This window comes from Nocardiopsis lucentensis DSM 44048, assembly GCF_000341125.1.
Classification (GTDB): domain Bacteria; phylum Actinomycetota; class Actinomycetes; order Streptosporangiales; family Streptosporangiaceae; genus Nocardiopsis; species Nocardiopsis lucentensis.
Genome location: NZ_ANBC01000907.1, coordinates 1 through 10245 on the forward strand (window position 1 = coordinate 1; position 10245 = coordinate 10245).

Below are 10245 nucleotides of genomic sequence, written 5' to 3' on the forward strand. Positions count from 1 at the left end.
CGAAGCGGGCACCGATCAGCGCGGTGCGCACCACGGGCGGCACGTACGGGCGGATGTCGTTGGCGGAGAAGGGGCGGCCTCCGACCGCCGCGCGAGCGATGAGGTGGTCGATGACAGCGACATCGTCACTGGACGCTTCGGTCACCGCGGCCATTCCGGCGTCTCGGAGCCGGACACCCTCTGTACTGGCCTGCATGCTGCCCTCTCGTCGTCGTACTGCGTGTGCCGGGGGTGTCGCCTAGGGACCCGGGGCCTCCGGGTCCGTTCCCTGTCCGGCGGTGCCCCGGAGGGGGGTCCGGGGCACCGGCGCGCCGGGTTACTTCTGCTGGAGACTGGCCAGGAGGGCCTGGACCGCGGGGTCGTTGGGGTCGGCCATCGCCGGAGCCCCCGTCGCGGCGGAGGACGGCCGCTGCTGAGCCGGTTCCGGCGCCGGGGAGGCGGGTCCGGACGCGGGGCCCGGAGCCGCCGACGTCCGGGAGGGGCCCTGGGCGTCCAGCCATTCCTGGGCGCGCCGCGCGTCGTCGCCCTGCTCGTCGAAGGGGGCCAGGACCCAGGCCTCGAACCCGGAGCTCGTGGTCGCCTTGCCGATACGGCCGAGCACCATGTGGGCACCGGGGGACAGGCGGTTCACCAGTCCGCCGTGGGTCATCAGCACACCCTCGCGGAGCTGCTGTTCACCGTCGAGGTCGACCACGTCGACGGTGGCGGCGGGAACGTCCCGGGCCTTGAATTGGTCGTACCGGTCCTCGATCTTGTGGCAGTTGGTGATGAGCACGAGATGACCGTCGTGCTCGGCGGGCTTGAAGAATCCGCCGCCCGAGGGCTGGCTGAAGGTGAAGGACATGGTGGGTTCTCCGTTCCTATGCGGCCGACGTGGCCTGGTCGGGGGTGAGGGCACCGGGGCAGCCGACGGCGAGGTCGGGGCTTCCGGGCTTCCACCACGGGCAGAACCGGCAGGCGCTGCTCGCGGCGGCGGGTAGGTGGGACCACATCTGGGGGCGGGCCTCGGGATCCAGGGCGACCAGGGCGTCGCGGATGGTGCCGAGCCGTCCGAGGGCGTCGAGTGCGGCCTGGCGGTCGTACTCGCAGGTCCACACCCACAGACCGCCGAGCATGCCGCCGCGAGGGTAGAAGGCGAGGGCCACGGTCTCCGGCCGGTATCCGGCGTTCTCCCAGCCGAGCCCGTAGAGGTTGGCCTGGACGCGGTACTGCTCACGGACGCCTTCGGCCTTGTACTTGCGCATCGCGGACTCCCCGACGACCTTGTGGTCGATGACGGTGTGAGTGCGCGTGTCGTAGGCGTCGCAGGAGCCGGACAACCGGTATCCGGACACGGCCCCGTCATCGACCTGTACTCGCTCCTCGACGAGGAAGCGGCCCGGGTCCCTCTCACGGTTGTGGCGCTCCAGGGCATCGGCCAACCAGTCGTGCGTGGCGGTGCCGACGATGGACGGCCACGGGTCACCGCCGTCGTTCGCCGCGGGCCAGTCCATGAGCTTGTAGGCGAGTCGCCTCGGGCAGGGGTCGCCGACCTCGGAGGGTCCGATCCGTCGCTGCCTGGAGCGGGGAGCGTTGGCGGAGGCGTCGAGGATGATGTCGGTGAGCACGCGCCGGATGCCCTCGGAGCTGTCGGGTTCGACGCCGGCCGCGTCGCCGGGCTGGGTGAACATCAGAGCTCTTCTCCTCTCCCGGTGGTGGGATCGAGGAGGACGAAGCGGCGCGACGGCGCGGTGGTGCGGGTGTACTCCTCGACGAGGTCGGGGTGCTCCTTGCGCAGGGCACGGACGTCCACCTGCTGGCGGGGCTTGGTCCATCGGTAGTAGACGACCGGCTCACCGCCGATCCTCGCCTCGGTGGCCTCCCCCAGGAGGGCTTTGAGCTTGTCTTCGATCACCCGCTCCATCTCCTTCTGCTCGGCGATCTGGGCGCGGACGAGGCGGAGGGCGGCGACGAGGGTGGCCTCGCCCGTGATGTCGACGCGGGCGCCCACTACGCCACCTCGTCCAGGGGCTCTGTAGCGTCACCGCCGGAGCTCCCGTACCCGGCCGCTCTGAGGATGGGCACCAGTGTGGACAGGTGCATACGGATGGGCCGGCCGACGATGTCGGGCCGGAGCGGAAGGCGGCCGCGGTTGAGCGCGTGCCAGGTGGTCAGGTCCAGGTGCGCCCACCAGGATCCGACTGACGCGGCACTGTAGCTGCGGCGCTTCGTCACGAGGATGCCGAGGTCGGCTCCGGAGTTGGCGGTTTCCTGTTCCGTCTCGGCGAGCCACCGGGTGACGTCGGCGTCGTGGGCCGACTCAGCCGTTTTCCCGCCCTTGATCTCCCAACAGATGCCGGGAGTTCCGACGATGTCGCCGAGGTCGTGTTCCCCAGCCAGGGCACGCCGCTCGGCGGACGGCCAACCGTGGTCGCGCAGGTAGCGGACCACGCCGGTCTCGGCCCGTGTTCCGATGGATCGGGACTTGCTCACGAGGAATCTCCCGTCATGGTGATGAGGCGGGTGCGGGGTTCGTTGGATTCAGGCGGCGTTGTCGGCCAGCCTCGCCTCGACGAACTCGGTGAGGGCTGAGGCGGGGACGAACCGGGCGGTACCGACCTTGTACGAGCGCAGCTCGCCAGATGCGATGAGCTTCCAGACGAACGCCTCACTCAGTGCCAGAGACCGGGCCGCCTCCGGCACTTTGTAGGCGACGCGTGGGATCTCGCCAGGACTGGTGGAAGGGGGCTGGACCATCAGGCGACGCTCCCCACCGACGCGGGGACGACCTCGAACAGCTCGGCCAGTCCCACGTCGAGGACGTCGCAGGCACGGGCGACGAACGCACCGCTGGGCTGGACGTGGCCCGAACACACACGGGTGACGGTGGAGACGGTGACCCCCAGCAGAGCAGCCTGCGCCGACGCGGTCTCGCAGCCCCGTGCACGCATCATGCGCTGGAACTGGTGGGTCCGGAGGACGAGACGAGGCTTGATCATCTTGCCTTGCATGCATGCAACTTTAGCTGGACGCAGCGCCTCCATGCAAGCCCATATCTCCCATGCAATGGGGGATTACGGTTCACTTTTGCATGAAATCTAGTCATGCAAGCAAGGTAAAAGCCTGGCAAGGTAAGGGCTTTGTTGCCTGGATGAACGCGCTTGGAGGGTGCTAAATTTGCATGTATGCAAGATCAATTCTCATCGGCATGGCAGCCAGAGCGGTTCCAACAGGCCCTCAACGCGCTTCGCGACCACCTTGGCGTCACACAGGCCCAGCTCGCCGCGTGGGCGGGAGTCAGCGCGCCACAGGTCTCCAGGTGGACCAGGGGCATCTCGCGACCCAGCCATGACTCCTTGAGGCGACTATTGACACAATGCGTAACTGAAGCGCACCACAGTGAGTCGGTCCTCGGTCTGGCCGCCCGTGCCGCCGAGGCGGCGGGCTACGCGGGGCTCCCCCTGGATCCGATCGGTGAAACCGGTGGTGACATCCACCCCAAGGACCCCCGAGGCGAACCGGCCAGCTCCGGCAGCTACGTTACTGAGGCTCGCACGCACCACATGTCCGGTCGCGTGTGGCAGATCGTGCGCGACCTGGAAGCCGACACAGCGGGGGTCCCGGACGATGTCGCCGAGGAGATGATCCAGCGCGCCATCGACAACGCCGAGACCCAAGCACGACTGGTTCTGGACGCGGAACGACGCCGCTGGGAGCGCCAGCAGGAGGAGGCACGGACACGCAGAAACATGAACTGACCACGGTTGACTGGCCAGTTTCGGACACGATTTCGGCAAACCGGGCAGGCAGCGGGGGAATATATATCTCCAGGGGTAACGGACAGTCCATTACCCCTGGATTCGTACATACTTACGCATTAGCATGATGTTTCCCGCCCCTAGCGGGCTTGCGCAGCATATGGAGGGGATAGACATGCAGCCGCGCCCCGATGATCGGGCACCCAGAGGTGCCTCCCCCCACCGCCGACTGTCCGTAACCCTTGACACACTACCGACGAACATCCCTTTTCTCCTCACAGAAGTCGCCCCAGGTCACGAGCTGATCGTCGCTCGCGACGGCATCACCTACGGGGCCCTGGCCGACGCCTACATCACGTCGTTGCCGACGTGGGCGCGCCAGAGGATGTTCGCCTCCGTCGGCGTCGTGGACCCGCACCTCGACTGGAACCTGTATCAACGCCTGGCCTGGTGGGATGAGGAATGGCCCGTTTCCCCGACCTCTGTGCGGATCGTGGAGACGGCCGTGCCGGGCCTGCTCACCCCCTGGAAACATGAATGGCTGGATTGACCCGCGACGGAGCCATCCGACCGAAGGAACGGATGGCCGAAGGGGCGGACGGCCGCGTCGGCCGATAACGGCGACCGGGAACGCCACCCCGAGCGACAGTGTCGAATATGATCTATGTCACTATTGGAATTTGGCGCATGGCGAAACGTGAAAACGGTCGAGCCCCCAACCTGCGCTCGTCGATCTACCGTTCGGACAGTGACGGCCTCTGGCATGGGTGGGTCACCATGGGCGTCAAGCCCGACGGCCGCCCCGACCGTCGGCACCGGAAGGCCAAGACCGAAGCCGAGGTCACGGAGAAGGTTCGGCGGCTGGAGTCCGATCGCGCTGAAGGCCTCAGGCCCGCGACCGGCCGCGGATTGACGGTCGAGCAGTGGCTGACCGAATGGCTCACCACGATCGCCCCCCGCAGGGTCTCCCAGCACACGATCGACAGCACCTACGGGCCCAAGGTCCGCCGGATGGCCAGGGGTCTGGGCGCCCACAGACTCAAAGACCTCGAACCGAGGCACCTCGACGCCTACTACCTCGAACTGGAGCGTGAGGACGGCCTCAGACCCAATACCGTCCTCCAGCACCACCGGATCCTGTCACGAGCGCTCAAGGTGGCGAAGCAGCGCCAGAAGATCCGGGAGAACCCGGCGGAACTGGTCGACGCTCCGACCGGGGAGATTATCGAGATCGAACCGCTCGACTACAAGGCGGCCCTGCGCATCCTCACGGTGTGCGAACGGCGCCGCAACGGCGCCCGCTGGTCCGTGGCGCTCGCGCTCGGCGTCCGCCAAGCTGAAGCGCTGGGCATGCGCTGGGAGAAACTCCACGCGGTCTGCGATGAGTGCGGTCACACCACGGAGCTGATGAAGGTCGCTCCCGACAGCGTGTGCGACGTGTGCCGTCGGCGGGCGTGGCGGTACGAGCTGGAGGCCGCCTGGCAAATTCGGCAGGAGCCCTACCGGCACGGGTGCGAGGACATCGCGACGTGTACCGGGGATCGGCATCGGCGACCGTGTCCGCGTCACTGCCCCGGGCACCACAGGGCCACGTGCGCGAGCGACTGCGCGGTCAAGACACACCAGTGCCCGGATGTGAAACGGCCGTGTCCGGCCGACTGCCGAGGCCATGGCCGGGAATGTCCCGAACGCACAGGCGGCGACTGGCGTTTCCTCCGTCGGAAAGGCGTCCGGCCCGGACGGGGCAGGGCCGATGTGGTCCTGGCGCTCCCGCGTCAACTGGTCCACCAGCTACGTGCTCAGCACACGGCCCAGACCGCGGAACGCCTGCAGGCCGGCGGGGAGTGGAAGGACTACGGCCTCGTGTTCGCCAACACCGACGGACGCCCCGTCAACGCGCGGAGCGATTACGACGACTGGCACAAGGTCTGCCAAGCGGCCGGGGTGCCGAAAGCCCGGGTACACGACGCACGGCACACCGCGGCGACACTGCTCCTGGCCCAAGGGGTGGACGTGCGCACTGTCCAGCATGCCCTCGGGCACTCGTCTTTGTCACAGACCCAGCGATACGCCCACGTGACCGAACAGATGGGCCAGGACGCGGCGGAGCGGATGGGCGAGGCCCTGTGGCGGCGGTCGAAGGTGTGAGACCGGGAAAACGCAACCCGAACCGCAACCCTCGGGAGCTCCCACCGTGCCGCGCGGCGAGAACGCGCAGGTGGATCGTGGTAGGGCCCCAGGGGATCGAACCCTGAACCCGCGGATTAAAAGTCCGCTGCTCTGCCAATTGAGCTAAGGCCCCGTGACCCACCCCAGTTGACCTGGGGGTACGCCACCAAGCCAACATCCTACCGGATACCACAGCCGGTGCAGTGCAGTGGATTCACACCCCGTGGCGACCCTGAGGGCGCGCCGACGCCTCCGCCTTCTTGGTGCCTCCCCGGCCGGTTGGTGTACTCGGAACCGTCAGCTCAGCCGACGACGAGGAGCACAACCATGGCAGCCGTTCCCGAGGACCGTCAGGACATCCTCACCAAGCGCGCGTTCGGGCACGTGGCCACCATCGGCCCACAGGGAGAACCCCAGTCGAGCCCGGTCTGGATCGACTGGGACGGGGAGTTCCTGAAGTTCAGCCAGACCAGGACCCGGCAGAAGCTGCGCAACCTGAACCGCGACAACCGCATCGCGATCTCCGCCGTCGACCCCGACAACCCCTACCGGTACGTGGAGGTGCGCGGGGTCGTGGACCGGGTCGAGGACGACACCGACCTGGCCTTCATCAACGCGCTGGCCAAGAAGTACCTCGACAAGGACGCCTACCCGTGGCACCGGCCCGAGGACGAGAGGGTGGTCGTGTACGTCCGCCCCCTGCACACGACGAAGATGTAGTCAGCCGGGCACGGATCGACGGCTCCGCTCTCGGGCGGAGCCGTTCCCTTTGCGCGGAGTGAAACAATACACATTGAGAAATCTTGCATGGCATGCAATTATTGAGCATGCACGGGAAGGACACCATGGGGCTGCGCGAACGCAAGAAGCAGGCCACGCGCCGCGCTCTCCAGGAGGCGGCCGTCAGGCTGACGCTGGAGCGCGGTCTGGAGCACGTCACCGTGGAGGAGATCGCGGCCGAGGCCGACGTCTCCCCCCGCACGTTCTTCAACTACTTCGCCACTAAGGAGGACGCCCTCCTGGGTGACGTTCCGGCGGCCCCCGACGAAGAGGTTCGGAGGGTGTTCGTCGAGGGCGGCCCCACCGGCGGATTCGTCGACGACCTCATCACCGTGCTGACCGCCTCCCTCATCAGTTCGGAGGGGCTCGCCGCCCACCGCGAGGCCATGCTCCTGCGCAAGCGGCTCATGGAACGCGAGCCCCAGCTGGTGCCCGGCATGCTCGGCCGCTTCCACAACGTGGAGCAGGAGCTGTCCCGGGCGATCGCCGAGCGGACGGGCACCTCCCCGGAGGACGAACGCCCGCAGCTGGTCGCCGCGACCGCCATGGCGGTGACGCGGCACACCGTGAAGTGTCTCCACCTCAAGGAGGGGGAGAGCGTCGCGGACGTGCGCGCCGTGCTGCGCAGCGCGTTCCGCCACGTCGGCGAGGCCTACGCACCATCCGACGACTGACGGGGAGTCGTACCGCCCTGGGGGTTCCCGGGGGTCGTTCTCCAGGCGAACGGAGTTCCATGCCATCCACACACGAACGCTCCGAGGAGGGCGTCAGCCGCAGCAGACTGCGCTGGATCTTCCTCGCGATCATCCTGACCATCCTCCTGGCCTCCCTGGACCAGACGATCGTGGCCACGGCGCTGCCCACGATCGTCGGCGAGCTCAACGGCCTGGAGCACCTGTCCTGGGTGGTGACCGCGTACATGCTCGCGGCCACGGTGGGCATGCCGATCTACGGCAAGGCCGGTGACCTCTTCGGCCGCCGCCACGTGTACATCTTCGCCATCGTCGTGTTCCTGCTGGGGTCCGTCCTGTCCGGGCTCGCCCAGAACATGCCCCAGCTCATCGCCTTCCGCGCCCTCCAGGGCATCGGCGGCGGCGGGCTCATGATCAGCGCGCAGGCGATCATCGCCGACGTGGTCTCCCCGCGCGAGCGCGGCAAGTACATGGGGATCATCGGCGCCGTGTTCGGCGTGTCCTCGATCGCGGGCCCCCTGCTGGGCGGCTTCTTCACCGACCACCTGGACTGGCGCTGGATCTTCTACATCAACCTGCCGTTGGGCGCGATCGCGCTGGTCACGGCCGCCACGATGATCCGCCTGCCGCAGCCGACCGGGCCTCGCCCCAAACTCGACTACCTGGGGACCGTCCTCCTGGCCGCGACCAGCGTCTGCCTGGTGCTGCTCACCAGCTGGGCGGGGCACACCTACGACTGGGGCAGCCCGCAGATCATCGGCCTCGGCGTGGGCGCGCTGGCCGCCGCGGTCCTGTTCGTCGTGGTGGAGCGGCGCGCGGCCGAGCCGATCGTCCCGCTACGGCTCTTCAGCGACCGCAACTTCGTCCTCACGTCCCTCATCGGCATCACCGTGGGCATCGCGATGTTCTCCACGGTCTCCTACCTGCCCACGTTCCTCCAGATGGTCAACGGCGCCTCCGCCACGGAGTCGGGGCTGCTCATGCTGCCCATGGTGTTCGGCATGCTCACCAGCACCATCACGACCGGACGGCTGATCAGCGCGACCGGCCGCTACAAGCACTGGCCGATCATCGGCACCGCCGTCATCGCGGTGGGCCTGGTGCTGCTCTCCCGGATGGACGCGGACACGCCCTACCTCTACAACGGCCTCGGCATGCTCGTCCTGGGCCTGGGGGTCGGCATGGTCATGCAGAACCTCGTGCTGATCGTGCAGAACACGGCGCCCCGGCGCGACCTGGGCTCGGCGACCTCGGCGAACAACTACTTCCGCCAGATCGGCGCGTCCTTCGGTATCGCCGTGTTCGGTTCGATCTTCGTCTCCCGTCTCAACGAGCGCATGGCCGAGCTCCCGGGCGGCGGCCTGGAGTTCGAGGGCGGCGAGGCCGGGATCAGTTCGATGACCCCGGAGATGCTCCAGAGCCTGCCCGGCCCGGTGCGCGAGTTCATCGTGGAGGCGTTCGCCGGGGCGCTCCCGCCGATCTTCCTCTACGCCGTGCCCATCGTGCTGGTCGGCTTCGCGCTCACCTGGTTCGTCAAGGAGATGCCCCTGGCCACCAGCGTCGGGGACCAGGGCCAGGCGGACCCGGAGAAGGAGGCCGTCCCGGCCGCCTGACCTCGGGCCCACCCGCCCGGCCGCCCTCGACCGCCCCTCTGGGGGTTCCACGCCTGAGGAACGACACACGCCCCCGTACCGACGCCGGTGCGGGGGCGCGTGTGTGTACCGGTAGGGGCCGAGCGGAAGCCGGGTCGGTCAGGTCCGCTCCTCCTGGGCCAGGGCGAGTGTGGCCTTGCTGGTCACCCGGCCGAGTGTGGCGTTGAGCTCCTGGAGTTCCTCGAGGGACAACCCGAGCTTCTCCATCATGTGCATGGGAATGGCCTCGGCCCGCGCGCGCAGGTCCCGTCCCGCCCGCGTCAGGCCGACGGTCAGCCGCCGTTCGTCCTCGGGGAGCCGCTCCCGCAGGATCAGACCCGCCGCCTCCAATCGCTTGAGCAGCGGGGACAGCGTCGCGGAGTCGAGTTCGAGCAGCTCGGCCAGTTCCCGGACGGACAGCGGGGCGAACTGCCACAGCGCGAGCATCACCAGGTACTGGGGATGGGTGAGGCCCAGGGGCGCGAGCACCGGCCGGTAGAGCGCGATCACCGTGCGCGAGGCGACCGCGAGGGAGAAGCAGACCTGGTGTTCGAGGGCCAACGGGTTCTGGAGGTCGGGGTTCTTCTCGACCATGGGGCACCTCGATGTGTCGGCGTCTGACCGTATGCGATGATCCTACTGTTCCTTAGCGCCCTAATACTTAGTGCGCTAATTATTAGTGAGTTGATCTTCGGGGCGCGTGCCTCACCGGCGGGGAGCACCGCCCGGCATCCGACACCAGCAGGGAGGGTCACCCATGACCGTCACAGCCGACCCAGCCACCGGCGCCCACCGGGGGGACAGACCCCGGGGCGCCCTCGCCGTCCGGTGGCTGACGTCGACCGACCACAAGGTCATCGGGTACATGTACCTGATCGCCGCGTTCACCTTCTTCCTCGTGGGCGGCGTCATGGCGCTGCTCATGCGCGCGGAGCTGCTGTTCCCGAACCTCCAGTACATGTCCAACGAGCAGTTCAACCAGCTGTTCACCATGCACGGCACGATCATGCTGTTCTCGTTCGCGACCCCGCTGTTCGCGGGGTTCGGGAACGTCCTCGTGCCCCTCCAGATCGGCGCGCCCGACGTGGCGTTCCCGCGCCTCAACCTGCTGGCCTTCTACATGTTCGTCTTCGGCAGCCTGATCACCCTGGGCGGCTTCCTCACCCCCGGCGGCGCGGCCAGTTTCGGGTGGTTCGCCTACACCCCGCTGTCCGACGCGGTCCGCTCCCCGGGCCT

Annotated in this window: 14 protein-coding genes, 1 tRNA gene and 1 pseudogene; 8 read left to right on the forward strand and 8 right to left on the reverse strand. The window is 68.1% G+C overall.

Going from position 1 to position 10245, the window contains the following annotated elements; translation table 11 throughout:
• Positions 1-316 precede the first annotated feature (316 nt).
• The 6 genes from D471_RS0130870 to D471_RS0130895 are packed head-to-tail and all read right to left on the reverse strand — an operon-like array spanning position 317 to position 2990.
• Complete coding sequence (locus D471_RS0130870) at positions 317-844, reverse strand: hypothetical protein (RefSeq protein ID WP_017602181.1); 528 nt, start codon at positions 842-844, stop codon at positions 317-319.
• A 16-nt stretch (positions 845-860) separates the two neighbouring features.
• On the reverse strand, positions 861-1670 hold the full coding sequence (locus D471_RS0130875) for a hypothetical protein (protein ID WP_017602182.1): 810 nt from the start codon (positions 1668-1670) through the stop codon (positions 861-863).
• Complete coding sequence (locus D471_RS0130880; protein ID WP_017602183.1) at positions 1670-1990, reverse strand: hypothetical protein; 321 nt, start codon at positions 1988-1990, stop codon at positions 1670-1672. Before D471_RS0130880 ends, D471_RS0130875 begins: the two co-directional genes overlap by 1 nt.
• The gene (locus tag D471_RS0130885) at positions 1990-2472 is read right to left on the reverse strand and encodes a hypothetical protein (protein WP_017602184.1); all 483 of its coding nucleotides are present in this window, start codon (positions 2470-2472) and stop codon (positions 1990-1992) included. Before D471_RS0130885 ends, D471_RS0130880 begins: the two co-directional genes overlap by 1 nt.
• A 48-nt stretch (positions 2473-2520) precedes the next feature.
• A complete protein-coding gene (locus D471_RS0130890; protein ID WP_017602185.1) occupies positions 2521-2736 on the reverse strand; it encodes a helix-turn-helix domain-containing protein in 216 nt (71 codons plus the stop codon).
• Entirely contained in the window at positions 2736-2990 is a 255-nt protein-coding gene (locus tag D471_RS0130895; RefSeq protein WP_017602186.1) for a helix-turn-helix domain-containing protein, read from the reverse strand. The genes D471_RS0130890 and D471_RS0130895 overlap by 1 nt, the downstream gene beginning before the upstream one ends.
• Positions 2991-3164: 174 nt before the next feature.
• Here D471_RS0130895 and D471_RS42705 point away from each other — a divergent pair.
• From D471_RS42705 to D471_RS42225, 4 genes and pseudogenes are all read left to right on the forward strand, one after another.
• Positions 3165-3341 (forward strand): annotated as a pseudogene (locus D471_RS42705) (helix-turn-helix domain-containing protein); the annotation flags it as partial.
• A 6-nt stretch (positions 3342-3347) separates the two neighbouring features.
• Positions 3348-3737 carry a hypothetical protein gene (locus D471_RS38930; RefSeq protein ID WP_241479757.1) on the forward strand — a complete coding sequence of 130 codons (390 nt, stop codon included), beginning with the start codon at positions 3348-3350 and terminating at the stop codon, positions 3735-3737.
• Between the two features lie 175 nt (positions 3738-3912).
• Positions 3913-4287 carry a hypothetical protein gene (locus tag D471_RS0130905; protein WP_152486512.1) on the forward strand — a complete coding sequence of 125 codons (375 nt, stop codon included), beginning with the start codon at positions 3913-3915 and terminating at the stop codon, positions 4285-4287.
• A gap of 137 nt (positions 4288-4424) precedes the next feature.
• Positions 4425-5885 carry a tyrosine-type recombinase/integrase gene (locus D471_RS42225; RefSeq protein WP_017602189.1) on the forward strand — a complete coding sequence of 487 codons (1461 nt, stop codon included), beginning with the start codon at positions 4425-4427 and terminating at the stop codon, positions 5883-5885.
• Positions 5886-5963: 78 nt separating this feature from the next.
• On the opposite strand, the gene D471_RS0130915 is transcribed toward D471_RS42225, so the two are convergent.
• A tRNA-Lys gene (locus D471_RS0130915) sits at positions 5964-6039 on the reverse strand.
• 194 nt (positions 6040-6233) lie between these two features.
• Between D471_RS0130915 and D471_RS0130920 the strand changes: the two genes are divergently transcribed.
• The 3 genes from D471_RS0130920 to D471_RS0130930 all read left to right on the forward strand — a co-directional run bounded on the left by D471_RS0130920 (position 6234) and on the right by D471_RS0130930 (position 8991).
• Positions 6234-6626 carry a PPOX class F420-dependent oxidoreductase gene (locus D471_RS0130920; protein ID WP_017602190.1) on the forward strand — a complete coding sequence of 131 codons (393 nt, stop codon included), beginning with the start codon at positions 6234-6236 and terminating at the stop codon, positions 6624-6626.
• 125 nt (positions 6627-6751) lie between these two features.
• Positions 6752-7360, forward strand: a complete 609-nt coding sequence (locus tag D471_RS0130925) for a TetR/AcrR family transcriptional regulator (RefSeq protein ID WP_026128260.1) — start codon at positions 6752-6754, stop codon at positions 7358-7360.
• Positions 7361-7419: 59 nt separating this feature from the next.
• Positions 7420-8991: an MDR family MFS transporter gene (locus D471_RS0130930; RefSeq protein ID WP_017602192.1), complete on the forward strand. Its 1572-nt coding sequence runs from the start codon at positions 7420-7422 to the stop codon at positions 8989-8991.
• A 138-nt stretch (positions 8992-9129) separates the two neighbouring features.
• Here D471_RS0130930 and D471_RS0130935 read toward each other — a convergent pair whose 3' ends face one another.
• Positions 9130-9603 carry a MarR family winged helix-turn-helix transcriptional regulator gene (locus tag D471_RS0130935; protein ID WP_017602193.1) on the reverse strand — a complete coding sequence of 158 codons (474 nt, stop codon included), beginning with the start codon at positions 9601-9603 and terminating at the stop codon, positions 9130-9132.
• 163 nt (positions 9604-9766) lie between these two features.
• Between D471_RS0130935 and D471_RS37175 the strand changes: the two genes are divergently transcribed.
• Positions 9767-10245: cbb3-type cytochrome c oxidase subunit I (locus D471_RS37175; protein WP_040692122.1), on the forward strand; the 479-nt coding region annotated here is incomplete at its 3' end.

What these genes read in the sequence shown, in the direction of transcription:
- D471_RS0130935 (WP_017602193.1), bottom strand. Translation starts at nt 9,603, where the DNA reads ATGGTCGAGAAGAACCCCGACCTCCAGAACCCGTTGGCCCTCGAACAC.
- D471_RS0130920 (WP_017602190.1), top strand. Translation starts at nt 6,234, where the DNA reads ATGGCAGCCGTTCCCGAGGACCGTCAGGACATCCTCACCAAGCGCGCG.
- D471_RS0130905 (WP_152486512.1), top strand. Translation starts at nt 3,913, where the DNA reads ATGCAGCCGCGCCCCGATGATCGGGCACCCAGAGGTGCCTCCCCCCAC.
- D471_RS0130930 (WP_017602192.1), top strand. Translation starts at nt 7,420, where the DNA reads ATGCCATCCACACACGAACGCTCCGAGGAGGGCGTCAGCCGCAGCAGA.
- D471_RS0130895 (WP_017602186.1), bottom strand. Translation starts at nt 2,990, where the DNA reads ATGCAAGGCAAGATGATCAAGCCTCGTCTCGTCCTCCGGACCCACCAG.
- D471_RS0130870 (WP_017602181.1), bottom strand. Translation starts at nt 844, where the DNA reads ATGTCCTTCACCTTCAGCCAGCCCTCGGGCGGCGGATTCTTCAAGCCC.
- D471_RS0130890 (WP_017602185.1), bottom strand. Translation starts at nt 2,736, where the DNA reads ATGGTCCAGCCCCCTTCCACCAGTCCTGGCGAGATCCCACGCGTCGCC.
- D471_RS42225 (WP_017602189.1), top strand. Translation starts at nt 4,425, where the DNA reads ATGGCGAAACGTGAAAACGGTCGAGCCCCCAACCTGCGCTCGTCGATC.
- D471_RS0130875 (WP_017602182.1), bottom strand. Translation starts at nt 1,670, where the DNA reads ATGTTCACCCAGCCCGGCGACGCGGCCGGCGTCGAACCCGACAGCTCC.
- D471_RS0130925 (WP_026128260.1), top strand. Translation starts at nt 6,752, where the DNA reads ATGGGGCTGCGCGAACGCAAGAAGCAGGCCACGCGCCGCGCTCTCCAG.